The following is an 18,534-nucleotide window of genomic DNA, read 5'->3' on the forward strand; positions in this document are numbered from 1 at the left end:
ACTAGGACAAAGAAAAAGGTCGGATTTATATCCTACCTTTTTCTTATTGTATTTAAACTTTTGATTTTAAGAATAGCCACGAACAAACCCCGGTTCAGTCCATATGTTTTCGGTAAGTGAGAAAACGCAATTCTTGTTTCTAATTCCCAGTCTGTACGTCATTAACCGGCGTTCCATACATTTGTTCTGTCAAAAAATCCAATCAAAAAAGCGATTGAGTCTGTTTTCTTCTTCAGTATCGTCAGGTACAGTTTGCTCTTCCTGTTCCACTTCGGCATCACTTGGTAAGTGTAGGGAACAATGCGATGTAGGTTCTGTTCCTTCTGTAAAGAACATTAATCGTTGATCCTTGCAATAGGATGTAGCTAGCTCGCCTGAAGTAGGGTCAACATATGCTCCTACGACACCATCAGGTATAGGGAAGGTTTTAAACGGCATATCTTCATGAGCTTTGTTCATGAATGATGCCCATACTTTCTTTGCCGCACTGCGATCAACTGATTTTTCAATCGGAATGTTGTCATCATAGCCTGACCAAACACCTGTAACGAGGTCAGGGCTATAACCAATCATCCAGTTATCGGTAGTTGTTGTTCCAGATTTACCTGCATACGTGTGCTTGAGTTGGTCGGCAATTGATGCACCGGTAACGCGCATATAACCATTCAATGATTCGTCAAATATACCAGTCATTAAATGTGTCAGTATAAAAGCAGTATTAGGATCAAGTACTTGTGTTACTTCCTTCTCTGGGTGTTCATACAGGACATTGCCGTGCGAGTCAGTAATTTTTTCTACTGTATAGGGCTCAACCTGCATACCACCATTAGCGAGCATACTATAACCTGTTACCATCTCTTGTAAGGAGACAGATGCTGTCCCTAGTGCAAGCGAAGGAACAGCGGGAAGGTAACCCGAAATTCCGAATTGCCGTGCCGTATCGACAAGTTTCTCTGGCGTTAAAAACAGATTCGTTTTAACGGCATAAATGTTGTCTGACAATGCTAAGGCTTGCGCCAAAGTAATCGGTCTATCCGCATAATAGCCATTATAGTTACTAGGCTGATACACTGTTCCATCAGCAAGTTCAAAATTTGTTGGGCTACTCATCAAGGGAGTAATCGCTGTATAACCATTTTCAAGTGCTGCATAGTATAAAAATGGTTTGAACGATGACCCTGGCATTCGCTTTGCTTGTGTGACACGGTTAAATTGGCTTTGCTTATAATCTCGTCCACCAACAAGTGAGATAACCGCACCTGACTCCGGTTCCATCGCCATTGCTCCAATTTGTAGATCTGATTGGGGAGGCAACTGATCCTCTACTGTTTGCTCCAGTTGCTCTTGATGGTCGAAATTCAAGGTAGTATAAACTTGATAACCACCAGAACGAATTTCTTCTCTATTCGTGTCAAGAAGTGCTTCTAACTCACGTAGGACGACATCTTGATAATAAGGAGCGATAGATATTGTCTCGCGTTGCTTGGGCTCTGTAAGCTCGATTAACTGTCTTGAGGCGAGAAATTCTTGTTGTTTGTTAATGACATCTTCTTTCGCTAATGTTGCCAATACTTGTTCTTGCCGCTTTTTTGCATTTTCCCAATGATCAATTGGGGAGTAAAAAGCAGGTCCATTCGGAATGCCGGCTAATAATGTTGCTTCTGCCAAATCCAGTTCACTTGCATGCTTATTTAAAAAGTATCGACTAGCTGCCTCAATACCGTAAGCACCATGTCCGAAATAAATCGTATTCAAATATCCTTCTAATATTTCCTTTTTTTCGTAGAACATTTCCAAACGAATCGTATAAAAAGCTTCTTTTAGCTTCCTTGTCCAAGTTTTTTCGTGTGATAAGTATAAATTTCTAGCATATTGCTGTGTAATCGTACTTGCGCCCTCTACCATTGACATTTCTCTTAAATCGGTAAGTGCGGCACGTAGCATCCGCTTATAATCAAATCCATGATGTTCGTAAAAACGTTTATCTTCTGTTGTCACGGTGGCATCAACTAATAAAGGAGAAATGTCTTCTAAATCCACCCAGTATCTACTCTCCGCTCCATGCTCTTCCCCAATAACAAAACCATCACTGCTGTAGTAAACGGTATTGTGATCATTCGTAAGTGAAGGTGGACCTAAGCTGTAGGCATATAGAAATACTACTCCCAAAAATAAAACAGAAGCAGAAGCGGTTATAAGTAAAGCCACTAATGGCCAGAATACAATTTTTCGTTTTAATAAAGAAATTAATTTCTCTGAGTTCATCTTTTATACCCCTAAAGTTATCAATTTCATCATACAGATTGCAGCCAATTGCAATGGCTAGGTAAAAAATATGACGCGATTGACTCACATACATTTCTGTAAAATTACTATAAATGAGGATAGCTTTTTACCATTATGGGAAAATCAATAGAGATATAAACATTATTTTAGAAGAAATCGACAACATCTTTGTAAAAACCTTACATATCGGGAGCCGGGCCCACGATATCTGCAAAAACACTTGCATTTTCCGGTTGTTTCATTATAATTGTTTCGTTGTACTAATTTTGGTAAATAAGAACAATAATAACAATATTGTTTACTATTGCATAAAGGGGTTTTGTAATAATGGAATTATGGTATACCGAGAAGCAAACGGACGATTATGGGATTACGGCAAAGGTGAAAAAATCCTTGCATTCTGAGAAAACTGATTTTCAACAACTGGACATGCTCGAAACAGTTGAATGGGGAAATATGTTAGTGCTTGATGGTATGGTAATGACAACGGAGAAAGATGATTTTGTTTACCATGAAATGATGGCACATGTGCCGTTATTTACGCACCCGAATCCGAAGCATGTACTAGTAGTTGGTGGCGGGGATGGTGGAGTAATTCGTGAAATCCTCAAGCATGAGCAAGTAGAAAAAGCAACACTCGTTGAAATTGATGGAAAGGTAATCGAATACTCGAAAAAATACTTACCTGAAATAGCTGGTGAATTGGATAATCCGCGCGTGGAGGTACAAGTAGACGATGGTTTTATGCATATTGCCAAAAGTGAAAAAGCATACGACGTGATTATGGTTGATTCAACAGAGCCTGTTGGGCCAGCTGTAAACTTATTCACGAAAGGATTTTACGCGGGAATCTCAAAAGCACTTAAAGATGATGGAATTTTTGTAGCGCAGTCAGACAACCCTTGGTTTAAAGCGGATCTTATTCAACAGGTGTACCAGGATGTAAAAGAAATATTCCCGGTGACCCGCTTGTACACTGGCAACATTCCAACATATCCGAGTGGACTATGGACATTTACGTTAGGAAGTAAGATCCATGATCCATTAAAAGTAAAGCCTGAGCGTTTTACCGATATAAATACAAAATATTATACAAATGAATTGCACTATGCAGCATTTGCATTACCTAAATTCGTGAAAGACTTAACGGAATAAGAAAAGCGGAGAGCGCCGCTCAGAAACGCAGCGACTGGAGCGAATCGACTGAGATAAAGGAATCATGCCCCCGCAAAGGGGGTATGTCGACGTTGGACGGCAAGTCCGCTTTTAGTCGGCCTTCCATAAAATCTGAATCGATGATGACTTATCGTAAGGCGATTCGTGAAGTCGCCTAGTTTCTGGCGCTCGGAGCTAGCCACCTCAGCGGAATTTATTGCGTTTTATCCTAGAAAGAAGACCAAACCGATGCGCTTTGATGAAGCTTACTCATGTAAAGTGTTTATAATGTCGAATCAAAGTGTGGCAGCTGCATAAGCAGTCATCTACGGGGATGCCGATTTACTTGACAGTAAGCTTCCGGCTAGCCTCTCGATTTGGTCCTGTTTCTACCATTAATATACAAATTATGTTACAATAATCTGTAAATTATAACGCATATGTTAAACTGTGGGATAACAGCGTGTTGGAAATGGTAGGGATCGTAATGAACAACCCTTACAATAAAAACAAGCATAATGAGAAAGTAAATAAATGTGACGGACAAGCTACAATTGAACCGTCTCTTTTTACTGTCTTCAAGTTAGCAGCACAGACCAACATAGACGAGGCAATCGAGCACACAAGACAATTTTGCTTTCAGGCTGCTTCGGATCAAACGAAACGAACTGGCTTGGAATTTTTATATGCTTATGGATTTTTAGATGATTTGAACAAACTAATTGAGATAAATATAGCTACAGAAAATGCCTGTAATCAGCAGTGGGCAAAGCTTTACCAGATTATTATGGAGCGTAGACAAAAGCGGCTAGATCCGGATGCTTACATGGATAAGCTGTCGGAGTTATCTTTTGATTCAGCAGAACTAAAATGCTTGCGTGACTTTCTGTATGTATACAGTTATTACGAACGACGTCAGTTTCATATGCTAGGAAATTATTTAGATCCTTTATTAGATCGGATTTATGAAATTAAAGATCTTATGTTAAAAGAGTTGTTTTCGATTCGTTTAGACGAAATATTAATGACGTATCATTGGAAACGTAGTGAAATGATTATTGCTAGAAAACATGGCTACCGCATTCTTGCTACCACGAAAAACAACCGCAAAAAAATAGATATTCATAGCAATATGGCACTTGGTTATCTATTTGAAGATTATGAGCAGGCCATCCATCATGCAAGGGAAGCACAAAAATTAGCCGACCAAATCGAATTCAAACCAGCAATAAACTGGCTAAAGGAATTTACGATTCCATTTATATCTGCATACCATCGCAGAACAGATGGTGTTACAACTAATGATAAAGCAGAGCAAGCACATTTAGCCCTTGCAAATGGAGATAATGAAACATGTATACAGATATTAAATGAATTTGCGGAATTATCTCCTTTTCAGCAATACTACCTTGGCAAAGCAATGGAGGACCAAAGCCTACTTCAAACATCTTATAACCGCTTTATCCATGAACGAAATGATTATTTCTTTGCCAAATTGCCATTAAAGGAAATGCATAGGTTAGCAAACAGGGAGAAACGCGTCCATTTTAAATAATGGGACGTTTTTTTGCTTTATGAGGTTGTTCAAAAAGTCACCAAATGATCAGCGGCGCATCTCTTCGTTGGCTTGTTTTTCCGTTGCTCACGTATTAAAAGCATACGTTCCGCTACTCGAAACTACGCCGCCTTGATCTGCTTGCTGCTAATTCGGCACCTTTTTGAACACGCACTTTATGACATTTTTCCCATGTCCTCACTTGTTTTTTTAGTGATTCATTTTTATACTATAGTGAAGTATGCGTCATAAAGGATGGTAGGTTTGGGAGTATACAAAATACCAGTAAAGATAAAACTGGTATCTGAAATAAGAGAAAAAGGACAAAAGATGGAAACGATCGTTGAGGAATCAGGAAAATACTTTCGTCATGGCGAAAAAAACGTCCTGACCTTTACGGAACACGGCGAGGATCAAGACGTTATTGATTCATTAGTAACAATCCAAGCTGATAAGGTGAGTGTAAAGCGGTCTGGTTCCGTCGATATGCATCAAGTGTTTAAGAAAAAACAAACGACAGAAAATGTTTACCGTCATACATATGGAACGATTCTTATGGAAACATACACGGATCAAATTACATATCAACAGCTAACAGAAGGAAAAACAGGTAAGCTGTTTATTAGTTATAAAACAAAGCTAAATGGTGAAAGCGAAAGAAGACATCGGCTGACACTAACATTTAAGGAGAGAGCCTAATGAATATTGTACAACAGAAACAAGAAAATCTAAAAATAGCGATAGCACAAGCGATTGTCGATGCAAAACTTTCTTCAGAAGCGGATTTACCCGACGTTGTTCTAGAGCAGCCCAAGGATAAGAATCATGGTGATTATGCAACAAATATCGCGATGCAACTAACTAAAATTGCGAAGCAGCCACCGAGAAAAATAGCGGAAGCAATCATTGAAAATTTAGATAAGCAAAAAGCATCGATTGAGAAAGTGGAAATCGCTGGTCCAGGATTTATAAACTTTTTCTTAAATAAACAATTTCTGTCCGAATTAATACCAACTATTTTGGAACAAGGTGAAAATTATGGAGCGTCCAATACTGGTGAAGGGCAAAAAATCCAAGTTGAGTTTGTGTCTGCCAATCCAACTGGGGATCTTCATTTAGGACATGCGCGCGGTGCAGCGGTTGGTGATTCCCTGTGTAATGTGTTGGCAATGGCCGGATATGACGTAGCCCGTGAGTATTATATTAACGATGCTGGAAACCAAATTGCTAACTTAGCAACGTCAGTTGAGGCACGTTACATGCAAGCGCTTGGGCAAAATTGGGAAATGCCGGAAGATGGCTATCACGGCAAAGATATTATCGCATTAGGAGAAGAACTTGTTGAAAAATATCAGGATGAATGGCTAAATAAGCCAGAAGAAGAACGACTGGCATTCTTTCGTCAATACGGTTTAGCTTATGAATTGAAAAAGTTAGAAAAAGATTTAGCGGATTTCCGTGTTGATTTTGATCATTGGTTTTCTGAAACGTCTTTATATACAGATGGAAAAATACAACCCGCTTTAGACATAATTAAAGAAAAAGGCTTTATTTTTGAAGAAGATGGTGCTACGTGGCTGCGCTCAACCGATTTTGGTGACGATAAAGACCGTGTGTTGATTAAACAGGATGGCAGTTATACTTATTTAACACCGGACATCGCTTATCACAAAAACAAACTTGATCGTGGCTTTGAAACGTTAATTAATATCTGGGGTGCCGATCATCACGGGTATATTCCAAGAATGCGTGCGGCTATACAAACCTTAGGCTATGATGCGGATACCCTTGAAGTAGAGATTATCCAAATGGTTAACTTGTTCCAAGACGGTGAAAAAGTAAAAATGAGTAAGCGGACTGGAAAAGCTGTCACCCTCCGTGAATTAATGGAAGAGGTTGGGATTGACGCAATGCGTTATTTCTTTAATATGCGCTCCAGTGATTCCCACTTAGATTTTGATATGGATTTGGCCCGTTCTGAGTCGAATGAGAACCCAGTTTTCTACGTGCAATATGCACATGCTCGTATTTGTACGATGCTAAAGCAGGCAGAAGATAAAGATTATATTGCGGATTCGAATTTCGATGGTTCCTTGCTAATTTCAGAAAAGGAAGAAGACCTGCTTAAACACTTAGGAGAATTCCCGCAAGTTGTAGCTGAAGCAGCAACAAAGCGGATGCCACACCGGGTAACACAATATGTATTTGAACTAGCATCTACCTTGCATAGCTTTTATAATGCAGAGAAAGTGTTAGACGCAGACAATTTAGAATTAACAAAGGCACGTCTTGCATTAATGAAGGCCGTCAGAACAACAATTGTCAATGCACTGCGTTTAATTGGTGTTACCGCTCCAGAAAGTATGTAAATATTGTAAGCTTTGCTGGCACAACAGTGCTGGTGAAGCTTTTTTTCTTTCGTAATAGGGTGAAGATATATAAATCAAGTATATGCTCCTTGAAAAAAGAAAATTATATCACCAATACAACCAATCCCAAAAAATATAAAATAATAGCTAGCATTCGTTATTTCCTTATTAAATAATTCCTTAAATGCTTGGATGAAAAGTGTATTAAACTTAAAAAAGCTTAATATCCATCCGAGAAAAAGAAAGCTAATAATCTTCACTTGCCCTCACCTCCTTAGAAGTATATATCCATTATACGCAGTTTTGTTCGCGTCTTTCCACATTAATTATTCTAATACTAACATCGAAGTAGGAGGACGTTTTCAGAAGTTGTTCTCCAAAAGCTTGTGGAGTTAAAAACTTCATACATGAAGTGAAATCCGTCGTTGTTTGGAGAGTGCTTCCACCGCTCCGGAAATGCCCTTCGCTTTCCGCGGGGGGCTAGTGAGCCTCCTCGCGCGGTCGCGCGAGGCCACTGAAAAAGTCTTTGTCTGTTAAAAATGAAGTTTTTTCAAAAACACTATCCCAAAATCTTGCTACTTTTCTATAGAAAAGTGGAGAAACCAGTTCGATTTACTTCTGATTTTTAGGCGGAAAGTGGGGATGGATTTTTTTGGTATTCACTCTTTTCAAAATTTATCGGACTTTTTCAGTGGCCTACGGTCGCGCTCCGGGGTCTCACATACGCCACTAGTCCCGCAGGAGTCGAAGGGCATTTCCTCCGCTGTTAACGGGATTGCTCTTTACGTCGGGTGATTGGAGCTCCAGGCAGTCGACTCCTGCGGGAACAGCACGGGCTGAAGATCCACTCAGAAGCGCTCTTTGGGACTGCGATTACTCGTCCCACCGAAAACATTTGCTTCTGAGTTAGCTGAAGCCGTGCCCGCGGAAAGCGACTGCCTGGAACGGAAATCACGAGCACTACGTTACGACGAATACTAGCTATTTTCCGCAATAGGATTGATTTTCCAAGGTAACCTTGTTATGATATTTGTCAACATTAGAGGGGGAAATGGTTATGATACGCCAGTTAACGAGCAATGATCATGCAATTTGTCAGCAATTAATTAACAAAAATCCAGCAGAAAATTTATTTATCATTGGCGATATTGAAGCTTATGGATATGAGCAGGATTTTCAACAGGTGTGGGGAGATTTTGACGAGAACGATAAACTACGAGCGGTCTTATTAAGGTATGAACAAAACTATATACCGTTTGCTGATGGAGATTTTGATGCTGAAGGGTTTGCCGCAATTATTAATCAAGATGAAAACGGTAAAATGATGTCAGGATTAAAGCAAATAACAGCGGCAGTAGAGCCGTATATTGCAAAGGATATAATTTCTAAACGTGAGATGTATTATGCGAAGTGTACACAAGTGGAACAGCTTGATGATGTAACGGAAGTTGTCAAATTAGCGAAGGTAGCAGATATTCCAAAATTAAAAAAACTGTTAACAAATGTCCCGGAATTTTCAGGGATCCAGTTTAATGCGGATAGTAAAAAGCGCAATATGGAAAAGGGCGTGGCACGTACCTATTATATAGAGCGGGAGGGGGAAATGGCATCCTCAGTTTCGACGGCCGCAGAAAACAGCATATCAGCAATGGTTGTTGCAGTTTGTACTAATGCTAATCACAAGAAGCAAGGACTTGCCACACAGTGTTTGACGAAGCTTTCTTATGATCTATTGGCAGAAGGTAAAGAGCTTTGCCTTTTTTATGATAACCCAGAAGCGGGTAAGATTTATAAACGAATTGGATTTCAGGATATCGGTTATTGGACGATGTATAAGTTTTTGTAGATATGTCAATTTTATCCTTGTGTGTAAGGAAATATGAGGTTGAATCAAAACAAGCCGTAGACTCAATTCATAGTTGATTCTGTGGCTTGTTTTAACATATAAACATAAAATAACTTAACCAGCGGCTAGCTCCGAGCGCCTAACTTCAGCAAACTAGAAGACTTTATCCATCATTGGTTTTACTATTTCGAACAGCTTAAATCCCAAATAAACACCAGCAATACCAACCACACCTGCTAAAGCAGGTGGAGCTGGAAGGGGGAGCTTAATCCAGCTGAAAATAAAGCCGACGATTACCCCGGCTATGAGTGCTAGCAAAATATCTTTCAAAATATATAACCTCCCATATTATAAAAGTGGTCGGAAAATTTTAGCTATAGTTAATTGCAATTTTACAGATAAGGGTTGATCGTTTATCCATTTTTCCGTTAATGGAATGCTTGCTTTGATATCCTTTAAATATGCAGACCGAACCGCATTTATAAAATCAGGATCGTCTCGGACCACACTGTTTACTTCTTTATTTAAGAAAAAGCTGCGCATATCAAAGTTAGCTGTGCCAATATCACATAATTGCTTATCAATAATCAATATCTTCGTATGATAAAAACCGTTGTCGAATAAAAACACTTCGCCACCTGCATTTGCAAGTGAACGGTAAAAAGGTATTCCTGCAGGCTTAACGAGTGGATGGTCTCCTTTAATGGGAACGAGTAGTTTAACCTTAACATTACGCTGCATCGCTTCCACTAAGGCATTAAAAATTCGTTTGCTCGGTATAAAATAGGGGCTACCAATTAGTATCTCTTGTTCGGCTTGGTTAATCCATGTATAGAAAAGTTGTTCTAATTGACCACCCTCCGTTAATATCATTTCCATAGAAGGTTCGTTTTCGTAGAGTGAATGTCTTTTTGTAAGTGGTGGTACGTCCATAACGGCTTTTTTATAATAAGCACAATTCCAATCATATACAAATACATGCTGTAGGTCGTCTACAATCTCTCCTTCAAGACGTAGATGATAATCTCGCCAGTCGCCTAGTTTTGGATCTTTCCCAATGTACTCCTTACCTAGGTTATAGCCACCAACATAACCAATTTGCTGATCAATAACTGTTATCTTTCGATGATTACGACGGTTAAGCATGTAAAAATAATAGGGGAAACGCGGGATATCGCTGTAAAGGAATTGTACACCGTTTGCGATTAATTCACGTTTGATTTTACTTTTAAATGAGAAGCTTCCGAAGCGGTCAACGAGTAAACGCACCGCAACACCTTCACGGGCCTTTTCTATTAATAATTGATACATCTGTTTACTTAGTTCATCGTTTCGGATGGTGAAAAACATTACATCAATTTTAGCGTTTGCCTGTTTAATGTCTTTAAAGATGGCAGGAAACAGTTCATGACCATTCGTATATAACTTATAAGAAGTTCCTGATTTACGACCAAATTCAAACGAAGGAGCTTTTTTGAAAAATGCGCTTCGACCTAAATAAAAATCTAGCCAAAGTAATAAAAAGAATACAACGATGACGAGTGTGCAAATAAAATAAATCATGCGAAGCTCCTTTCGACAAAAGTCTGACCTTACTTTTCCCATATAAGATGAATTTAATCAATTTGATAATGCCGATTTTTTTGAAACAGCTATCTAAGGTAAACATGAAATTGTCTCAATTAATGAAAAAAATGCGAATAAATATTGACTGAACGTTCATTCATATTTTAAAGTGGAAGTAAGACAAAACTAAGGGGGCGTTTTTGTTGAATGGATGGTTGATTGCAAATTGGATTTTGTTCACCACGGTTACTATTTATGGAATTTATTTATTTATAAGAGTAGTGTCAACACGTGTTGCTTATATCAAGCTTGGAAGAAAGGCTACTTTTGATCGGAAATTAAAAGAGCGTTTGATGAGCGTGCTCGTCAATGTGTTTGGACAAAAGAAGCTGTTAAAAGATAAAAAGTCCGGTATCATTCACGTGATGATGTTTTATGGTTTTATTCTCGTTCAATTCGGGGCGATTGATTTTATTTATAAGGGACTTGTACCAGAACAACATTTGCCGTTCGGTGCGTTATATCCCGCATTCACCTTTTTTCAGGAAATCGTAACGCTAACGATTTTAGTAGCTGTATGTTGGGCTTTTCACCGCAGATATGTGGAAAAGCTGGCACGGCTAAAAAGAGGGTTCAAATCTGGCCACGTATTATTGTTCATTGCGACATTAATGTTATCGGTATTATTAGGAAATGGTTTTCAACTTGTTTTACATGAGCAAGGGTTTACTTGGACAGAGCCAATTGCATCGGTTTTTGCAAGCGCTTTCTACTGGGTGCCATCAATTGTTGCTAGTGTTCTGTTTTACGCGGCCTGGTGGATTCATCTACTTGCGCTACTAAGCTTTTTAGTTTATGTACCGCAGTCAAAGCACGCACATCTATTGGCGGCACCGGTTAATGTGTTGTTAAGCAGACAAACGCCGGTCGGTAAGTTGGAGAAAATTAATTTTGATATCGATGAAGCAGAAGCGGAAACAGCTTCCTTTGGGGTGGGGAGGATTGAAGAATTTACGCAGTTACAAATGATCGATTTTTATGCGTGTGTAGAATGTGGCCGCTGTACCAATGTTTGCCCGGCAACCAGTACAGGTAAGGTGCTGTCACCAATGCATCTAATTACAAAGCTACGTGATCATTTAACGAATACTGGTGCTGCAGTTACAGGTAAATCACCGTGGGTTCCAGCAGTTGCATTTGCCAATACAGAGGGCAATCAGCTTGCTAAGCATTCACGTATGTCGGAAACATCTAATCAAGAGGTGGCTGCTAGCTTAGATACACTTTCACAGACGAGTATGATCGGTGATGTGATCACAGAGGAAGAATTGTGGGCGTGCACGACGTGTCGTAATTGTGAGGACCAATGTCCGGTAATGAACGAGCACGTGGATAAAATTATTGATTTACGTCGTTATCTTGTATTGACGGAAGGCAGAGTGGACCCTGATGCGCAACGGGCGATGATGAATATTGAACGACAAGGTAACCCCTGGGGATTATCGAAGCGGGAACGAGAGCAATGGCGCGAGCAAGACCCTAGTGTGGAAATTCCAACCGTTAAAGAAATGAAAAAAGAAGGAAGAGAATTCGAATATTTATTCTGGGTAGGATCGATGGGGGCATACGATAACAGAAGCCAAAAAATCGCGATGGCATTTGCAAAGCTAATGAATCAGGCGGGAATAAGCTTTGCTATTTTAGGAAACAAAGAAGTGAATTCTGGAGATACGGCACGACGCTTAGGTAATGAATTTTTATTCCAAGAGCTCGCCGAAAAAAATATTAAAGAATTCGAAAAGCATGAGGTGAAGAAAATCGTTACGATTGATCCCCATGCATACAATATTTTCAAAAATGAATATCCTGATTTCGGCTTTGAGGCGGAAGTGTATCATCATACACAAGTGTTATATGATTGGATTATGGATGGTCGAATTAAACCAGAGCAATCGATTAATGAAACAATCACCTATCATGATTCTTGTTATCTAGGAAGATACAACGGCGTCTACGATCCACCACGGGAAATTTTCAAGCAAATCCCAGGTATTCGACTCGTAGAAATGGCGCGTAGTAAAGAAAATGCCATGTGCTGTGGTGCAGGTGGCGGCATGATGTGGATGGAAGAGAAAACAGGCACACGTGTGAACGTTGAACGCACCGAACAAGCGATGCGAGTCAATCCATCGATGATTTCTAGTGCATGTCCATATTGCCTGACGATGCTCAGTGATGGCACGAAAGCAAAAGAGGTAGAGGATGATATTAGCACGATGGATGTTGCTGAGGTATTAGCATTGTCCGTTTTCTCGGATATTACAGAGCAACCTGCATAAACGTAGATGGAGAATGCCTGGATCATTAGCGATCCAGGCATTCTTGTATTATAGCTTTCTTTCGTTATCCCCCGACTTGATAATCACCGGAACAGATGTAGAACTACCAGAATCAAAATTAATATCCTCCTCTGATAGCGTAATGTCCATTTCAATACGAATATTTCGCTGTCCATTTGCATGAACAACAGCATCATATGGCTGATTATGTTGCATCACAGAGTTGATTCCAACACCGTTAGACCGGTAATGACCGTAAAACTCTATTTGGAATGCGACATCTTTGTTGCTGTAGTTTTTAAAGGGGAGTTCACAGATGGCATGCATGGTCGAAGTATCTACAGTCTCGTATTCACAGTAACTTTGATCTTCGTTGTAATGGAGCGCATAAATGCCAGTTGCGATTGTGCGCTGATAAAGGTTGACTAGTGCTGAGGGAATAAAAACAATGATTAGTATAGCAACCAGCATGGACCTGAATTGGTACTTTTTAAGAGAAATAAATAGGAAGTATGTGCTTGCTAGAAAGATGATAAAGCCAATTAACGCAAGAATGTTTAATCCAGAAACGGTCATAATCGAAAATCCGAAAGCCTCGATCATCTCTTCGCCATATGGGTTTTCTTCAAAATATGGAAAACTAACAACGATTGAGATTAAGAGTAGAATAGTAGCAATACCAAACAGTTTTTTGTTTTGAATCATTCGAAGTGGCCCCCATTTTGAACCGAATTATTAGCTTAATTGTACCATTAATTGACTAAGGTTTGGATATAACTGTATTTTTTACTTATGTGAAGCGCGCGTATACAATATTTCGTGCTAATGAAAGCAATATGCGTTAACATAGAAGTATTAATCATACATAAATAGAGGTGTTGTAGGATGCAAAAGTTAGTGTTTTTTGTTGGGGTAGCCGGAACAGGAAAAACGACAGTTGCGAGAAAAATCGCTGAGCAGCAACCATTTGTTTTTCTTGACCGTGATACAGTTGGTGGTCGTTTTGTAGAGAAGTTTTTAGAAATGAACAATCTTGATAAAAATGATCGTGACTCTGCATTTTACAAGCAGCATATGCGCGATTTAGAGTACGATACCACGAAAGACATTTGTATTGAAAACTTATCCGTAGGCCAAAGCGTGATCATGATTTCACCGTTTACCTCGGAATTAAAAAACAAGCAATGGATCAAAGATGTAATTGCGGCAACCGGTAAAAGTGAACAAGATATTGATGTTAAAGTAGTTGTCGTTACTTTACAAGACATTGATTTACAGAAACAACGGATCGAAGAACGATCCACAGTGCGCGATACGTGGAAGCTAGAAAATTGGAACTCTTATGAAACACGCGTAGACTTTGTACCGACAATTAATTGGGAAATCCCACAATCTAATATTCTCGTCTTTGATAACTCTGGTGACCTTACAGAGGAAAAGGTGAGTACTGTAATTAATTTTATTAATGAATAATGAATAATGATTAAACCCTGTGCTGTTGCGGGGTTTATTTTTTTGCGATGCTTTATACCAGGCAAGAAGCGACACGAAAATCGCTCGGGCCGAAGATTACGCGTCGCAAAGCGAGAGAAGCGACGCAAAAAATGCCCGGGTGGAAAATTACGCGTCGTAAAACGGGAGAAGCGACACGAAAAATGCTCGGGCCGAGAATTACGCGTCGCAAAGCGGAAGAAGCGACACGAAAAATGCTCAGGTGGAGAATTACGCGTCGTAAAACGGAAGAAGCGACGCAAAAAATGCTTAGGTGGAGAATTACGCGTCGTAAAACGGAAGAAGCGACACGAAAATTACTCGGGCCGAGAAATACGCGTCGCAAAGCGGAAGAAGCGACACGAAAAATGCCCAGGTCGAGAATTATGCGTCGCAAAACAAAAGAAGCCACCCCAAAATTGCCCTCTCCACTCCCCAATTCCTACACCCTTCTTATCCTCCAATAAAACACCTTCCCCACCCCCACCCCAAAACATCTCATCAAAAAAATTCAGCACACTCGCCTATATTTTTGCTCACACTTTTCTGGGCGAATACATAATATGGGGATTAGAGGTGGTGACATCATGGATGATCAACAAATAAAAGAATCCGCCGAAAAAATTGAGCGGGCGGAATGGAATAAACGGCAACGAAAAGCGAAGCTGCAACAACTACTTACTATTTCATCGCCTATGCTCGTTTTGGTTTTATGGGAAATTGTAACTCGGACTGGAATCATGGACGCAAGGTTTTTCCCACCCCCGACGAAAATATTATTTACGTTGTTTGATATGGGGTTACATGGTGATCTATTCACTGATCTTAGAGTAAGTTTAGTACGGATTTTATTAGGGTTTCTGTTAGGGGTAATTCCAGCGATTGCGATTGGTTTGCTCATGGGCATGTATTCTCCGGTCAGATATACGATATCACCACTAGTTATGGCCTTCATGCCGATTCCGACAATTGCAATGCTTCCGATTATTTTATTCATTTTCGGAATTGGAGAGTTTTCAAAATATATTACCATTGCAATTAGTGTATTTTTTCCAGTCGTTATTAATACAGCTGCAGGTGTAACGAACATTGACAACATTTATGTGGATGTGGCCAAAAACTATGGAGCCAATGCAAAAGATTTTTTCTTTAAGATAGCACTTCCTGGTTCACTTCCGGTTATGCTAGAAGGCATTCAGATGGGGCAGGCGATCGCTCTTTTGACAATTGTAGCTGCGGAAATGATTGGTGCCAACTCGGGGATCGGTTATGTAATCTGGATGAACTATAAAGCATTTTTAGTGCCACAAATGTATGTTGGTCTCGTATTGATTTCGTTTTTCGGCTATTTGTTTTCCCTTGTCCTACGTGGATTACAAAACAAGTTAATACCATGGAAATAGGCTTAATTGTAACCACGATGAGTACGGGAAAGGAGTGGGATGATTGTCAAATAACAAAAAAATTGAAATTAACCAATTAACAAAAATATTTTATAAAAAAAATGAGAGTGTGGCAGCAATTAAAGACGTCACGCTTGATATTAAAGACGGAGAATTCGTTTGTATTCTTGGTCCAAGTGGTTGTGGAAAAACTACGCTTCTACGGATTTTGGCGGGCTTAGAGACACCGAGTATTGGGGATTTTAAAATCCACCGTTCTAGTGATGAAAGACCGCTACAATCGATGGTGTTTCAGGAACGAGGGGTGATTCCGTGGATGACGGTGGAAGATAATGTGGCGTTTGGCTTGAAAATGCGCCATTTGCCATCAAAACAAATCAAAGAGAGAACGCACTATTATTTAGATAAGGTGGGCCTGAAAAAATTTGCGAAGCTTTATCCAAAAGAGTTATCAGGAGGGATGAAGCAACGAGTGAGCATTGCAAGGGCATTTGCTAATGACCCTGAGATTTTGCTGATGGATGAACCATTCGCTGCACTCGATGAGCAGAACAAATTTATTTTGCAGGAAGAGTTATTAAGTATATGGGAAGAAACAAGAAAAACGGTTCTTTTCATCACCCATAGTATTGATGAGGCAATGCTGCTCAGTGATCGAATTCTGCTTATGAGTGCACAACCAGGCCAGATTGCACGGGAAAAAGAAATAACATTACCTCGGCCAAGAACAATGCAGGATGTGCGCTCCAACAAGGATTTAGCAGCTGAATTTGTTGATATTTGGCAGCATTTGCAAACAGAGGTGCAAGGATCTCGTGTGTGATAACCGTGGATGCGACAAATCCTGCGATAAAATTGACAACTTTAGAAAGGTTGATGAAAAATGAAAAGCACGATGCTAAAATGGTTAACACTGCCGTTTTTAGTACTATTATTGGTGGTGGCGGGGTGTAGTTCGAATAATGGGTCTGAGAATCAAGACAATGAACAACAAGATAGTTCAGATCCACTAGCACCATTAGAAGAGACTGCGAAGGTTGTAATTGCAGAGGATGGCTCTGCATCTGGTGCGGGCTTCTATATTGCCAAAGAAAAAGGATATTTTGATGACTATAATATCGAGGTGGAATTTGCTACTTTTGGGAATAGTGATGAAATGCTCCCAGCTCTTGCGGCAGGAGAAGTAGATATAGCGGGTGGTATATCTTCAGCTTCATTTTTCAACTCAATCGCCCAAGGTATTGATGTTCGTATGATTGCCGATAAGGGGCATAACGTTGAAGGTAGTTCTTACTTCTCGTTTGTAATTGATAAAGATATGGAAGGCGAAATTACTTCATATGAAGATTTTGCTGGTAAAAAAGTTGCGGTTTCGACAAAGAATGCAGTGGATGACTATATATTTGAACAAATGCTTGCACATGCAGGTTTAACGAGAGATGATGTGGAATTTGTATTAATGTCCGATTTTGGTAACATGATGGCAGCGATGGGGAACAACTCAGTTGATGCGGCCTTGCAAATTGAACCATTAATTACGCAAGGAGAGACCCAGGACATTCACGTTCGTTTTGGTGATGCAACTGATTTTGCTCCAAAAGCACAGATTGCAATGGTGTTAGGTTCTCCTAAGTTTTTAACAGAACGCAGAGATGTTGCGGAACGTTTCATGGCAGCTTATTTACAAGGCGTCCGTGATTATAACGATGTTTTTGTTAAAGGTGAAGGGGACGAAGATGAGATTATTTCTATTATGACAAAGCATACAGCTTTAAAAGATCCTGAAATTTGGAAAAAGGTTGGCGTTACTGGCTTAAATCCAAATGGCAGTATGTTTGTCGAAGATATTAAAAACCAATATGAATGGTATAAGGAAAATGGTGCAATTGCCGGAGAACTTGATTTTGATAAAGTTGTCGATATGTCGTTAGCTGAAGATGTTGTTGAGATTATAGGCGAATATGAATAAATAGATTGACTGCCCTGTTTACTGCAGGGCAGTCTTTACATAAATGGCTGTTTAATGAAGAATTGCGGCGGGAAATATCCTAGAATGCGATGTAACCATGGGATAGTGCTTCCACTCAAAAGTACAAGTGCACCATTCATAGTACGCCTTTTCCGGAACGTGTGGTACGAAGGTCTGGTCGCCCCGGAAAGGTCTGGTCTAAGCGGACACCAGGGCGCTTATTTCGCCTGAAATCACAGATTTGGTGATTTAGCGGACATGAGAGCCCTTATCTACTAAGAATAGATTCTATTCATGTGCCTTTTGGTTAAATAAGGGCTCTGGTGACCGCACAATTCAAATGATGCCCTTTTTGTCACACATAAGCGCTCTGGTGGCCGCCAAACCACCGAACTTGTCTATCAAGCTTTATCGCCACTTTGCATCTAGCACTACGACGGATATCACTTCATTTATGAAGTTTTTAAAAGCGGCAATAAACTTTACGAAAATAGCATAAAAAACAGTTTAAAACGCTTTCATTATGGTAGAATTGAATGAAACATACTTGATTAT

General features: G+C 39.8%; 16 protein-coding genes. 11 read left to right on the plus strand and 5 right to left on the minus strand.

Going from position 1 to position 18,534, the window contains the following annotated elements; genetic code table 11:
- Positions 1 to 189: 189 nt before the first annotated feature.
- Entirely contained in the window at positions 190 to 2,265 is a 2,076-nt protein-coding gene (locus ACI6MV_RS05770; protein ID WP_407269235.1) for a transglycosylase domain-containing protein, read from the minus strand.
- 348 nt (positions 2,266 to 2,613) lie between these two features.
- On the opposite strand from ACI6MV_RS05770, the gene speE reads away from it, so the two are divergent.
- From speE to argS, 4 genes are all read left to right on the plus strand, one after another.
- Positions 2,614 to 3,441, plus strand: coding sequence for a polyamine aminopropyltransferase (gene speE, locus ACI6MV_RS05775; RefSeq protein ID WP_407269237.1), 828 nt, complete (start codon positions 2,614 to 2,616; stop codon positions 3,439 to 3,441).
- Positions 3,442 to 3,913: 472 nt separating this feature from the next.
- Positions 3,914 to 4,996, plus strand: a complete 1,083-nt coding sequence (locus ACI6MV_RS05780) for an AimR family lysis-lysogeny pheromone receptor (protein WP_407269374.1) — start codon at positions 3,914 to 3,916, stop codon at positions 4,994 to 4,996.
- A 264-nt stretch (positions 4,997 to 5,260) separates the two neighbouring features.
- Positions 5,261 to 5,695 (plus strand): YwiB family protein, encoded by a 435-nt coding sequence (locus ACI6MV_RS05785; RefSeq protein WP_407269239.1) that lies wholly within the window; start codon positions 5,261 to 5,263, stop codon positions 5,693 to 5,695.
- Positions 5,695 to 7,365, plus strand: a complete 1,671-nt coding sequence (gene argS / locus ACI6MV_RS05790; RefSeq protein ID WP_407269241.1) for an arginine--tRNA ligase — start codon at positions 5,695 to 5,697, stop codon at positions 7,363 to 7,365. The genes ACI6MV_RS05785 and argS overlap by 1 nt, the downstream gene beginning before the upstream one ends.
- A gap of 74 nt (positions 7,366 to 7,439) precedes the next feature.
- Here the strand turns inward: argS and ACI6MV_RS05795 are convergent, their stop codons facing one another.
- Positions 7,440 to 7,625, minus strand: a complete 186-nt coding sequence (locus ACI6MV_RS05795; RefSeq protein WP_407269244.1) for a hypothetical protein — start codon at positions 7,623 to 7,625, stop codon at positions 7,440 to 7,442.
- Between the two features lie 797 nt (positions 7,626 to 8,422).
- On the opposite strand from ACI6MV_RS05795, the gene ACI6MV_RS05800 reads away from it, so the two are divergent.
- On the plus strand, positions 8,423 to 9,211 hold the full coding sequence (locus tag ACI6MV_RS05800) for a GNAT family N-acetyltransferase (protein WP_407269245.1): 789 nt from the start codon (positions 8,423 to 8,425) through the stop codon (positions 9,209 to 9,211).
- Between the two features lie 153 nt (positions 9,212 to 9,364).
- Here ACI6MV_RS05800 and ACI6MV_RS05805 read toward each other — a convergent pair whose 3' ends face one another.
- Positions 9,365 to 9,541 (minus strand): DUF1427 family protein, encoded by a 177-nt coding sequence (locus ACI6MV_RS05805; protein WP_407269248.1) that lies wholly within the window; start codon positions 9,539 to 9,541, stop codon positions 9,365 to 9,367.
- An 18-nt stretch (positions 9,542 to 9,559) separates the two neighbouring features.
- Entirely contained in the window at positions 9,560 to 10,774 is a 1,215-nt protein-coding gene (gene cls / locus ACI6MV_RS05810) for a cardiolipin synthase (protein WP_407269250.1), read from the minus strand.
- A gap of 206 nt (positions 10,775 to 10,980) precedes the next feature.
- Here cls and ACI6MV_RS05815 point away from each other — a divergent pair, with 206 nt between their 5' ends.
- Positions 10,981 to 13,116 (plus strand): (Fe-S)-binding protein, encoded by a 2,136-nt coding sequence (locus ACI6MV_RS05815; protein WP_407269253.1) that lies wholly within the window; start codon positions 10,981 to 10,983, stop codon positions 13,114 to 13,116.
- Between the two features lie 48 nt (positions 13,117 to 13,164).
- On the opposite strand, the gene ACI6MV_RS05820 is transcribed toward ACI6MV_RS05815, so the two are convergent.
- Positions 13,165 to 13,821, minus strand: a complete 657-nt coding sequence (locus tag ACI6MV_RS05820; protein WP_407269254.1) for a hypothetical protein — start codon at positions 13,819 to 13,821, stop codon at positions 13,165 to 13,167.
- Between the two features lie 180 nt (positions 13,822 to 14,001).
- On the opposite strand from ACI6MV_RS05820, the gene ACI6MV_RS05825 reads away from it, so the two are divergent.
- The 5 genes from ACI6MV_RS05825 to ACI6MV_RS05845 all read left to right on the plus strand — a co-directional run bounded on the left by ACI6MV_RS05825 (position 14,002) and on the right by ACI6MV_RS05845 (position 17,979).
- Entirely contained in the window at positions 14,002 to 14,589 is a 588-nt protein-coding gene (locus tag ACI6MV_RS05825; RefSeq protein ID WP_407269256.1) for a P-loop nucleotide/nucleoside kinase family protein, read from the plus strand.
- 47 nt (positions 14,590 to 14,636) lie between these two features.
- Positions 14,637 to 15,074 carry a hypothetical protein gene (locus ACI6MV_RS05830; protein WP_407269258.1) on the plus strand — a complete coding sequence of 146 codons (438 nt, stop codon included), beginning with the start codon at positions 14,637 to 14,639 and terminating at the stop codon, positions 15,072 to 15,074.
- Between the two features lie 120 nt (positions 15,075 to 15,194).
- Positions 15,195 to 16,010 carry an ABC transporter permease gene (locus ACI6MV_RS05835; RefSeq protein ID WP_407269259.1) on the plus strand — a complete coding sequence of 272 codons (816 nt, stop codon included), beginning with the start codon at positions 15,195 to 15,197 and terminating at the stop codon, positions 16,008 to 16,010.
- A gap of 43 nt (positions 16,011 to 16,053) precedes the next feature.
- Positions 16,054 to 16,833: an ABC transporter ATP-binding protein gene (locus ACI6MV_RS05840; protein WP_407269261.1), complete on the plus strand. Its 780-nt coding sequence runs from the start codon at positions 16,054 to 16,056 to the stop codon at positions 16,831 to 16,833.
- 72 nt (positions 16,834 to 16,905) lie between these two features.
- Positions 16,906 to 17,979 (plus strand): ABC transporter substrate-binding protein, encoded by a 1,074-nt coding sequence (locus ACI6MV_RS05845; RefSeq protein ID WP_407269376.1) that lies wholly within the window; start codon positions 16,906 to 16,908, stop codon positions 17,977 to 17,979.
- The last annotated feature ends 555 nt before the right edge of the window (positions 17,980 to 18,534 follow it).

Origin of the sequence: Radiobacillus sp. PE A8.2, from assembly GCF_045635475.1 — a bacterium.
GTDB lineage: Bacteria > Bacillota > Bacilli > Bacillales > Amphibacillaceae > JBJGXI01.

What these genes read in the sequence shown, in the direction of transcription:
- ACI6MV_RS05770 (WP_407269235.1), bottom strand. Translation starts at nt 2,265, where the DNA reads ATGAACTCAGAGAAATTAATTTCTTTATTAAAACGAAAAATTGTATTC.
- speE (WP_407269237.1), top strand. Translation starts at nt 2,614, where the DNA reads ATGGAATTATGGTATACCGAGAAGCAAACGGACGATTATGGGATTACG.
- ACI6MV_RS05780 (WP_407269374.1), top strand. Translation starts at nt 3,914, where the DNA reads ATGGTAGGGATCGTAATGAACAACCCTTACAATAAAAACAAGCATAAT.
- argS (WP_407269241.1), top strand. Translation starts at nt 5,695, where the DNA reads ATGAATATTGTACAACAGAAACAAGAAAATCTAAAAATAGCGATAGCA.
- ACI6MV_RS05800 (WP_407269245.1), top strand. Translation starts at nt 8,423, where the DNA reads ATGATACGCCAGTTAACGAGCAATGATCATGCAATTTGTCAGCAATTA.
- cls (WP_407269250.1), bottom strand. Translation starts at nt 10,774, where the DNA reads ATGATTTATTTTATTTGCACACTCGTCATCGTTGTATTCTTTTTATTA.
- ACI6MV_RS05820 (WP_407269254.1), bottom strand. Translation starts at nt 13,821, where the DNA reads ATGATTCAAAACAAAAAACTGTTTGGTATTGCTACTATTCTACTCTTA.
- ACI6MV_RS05825 (WP_407269256.1), top strand. Translation starts at nt 14,002, where the DNA reads ATGCAAAAGTTAGTGTTTTTTGTTGGGGTAGCCGGAACAGGAAAAACG.
- ACI6MV_RS05830 (WP_407269258.1), top strand. Translation starts at nt 14,637, where the DNA reads ATGCTTTATACCAGGCAAGAAGCGACACGAAAATCGCTCGGGCCGAAG.
- ACI6MV_RS05835 (WP_407269259.1), top strand. Translation starts at nt 15,195, where the DNA reads ATGGATGATCAACAAATAAAAGAATCCGCCGAAAAAATTGAGCGGGCG.
- ACI6MV_RS05845 (WP_407269376.1), top strand. Translation starts at nt 16,906, where the DNA reads ATGCTAAAATGGTTAACACTGCCGTTTTTAGTACTATTATTGGTGGTG.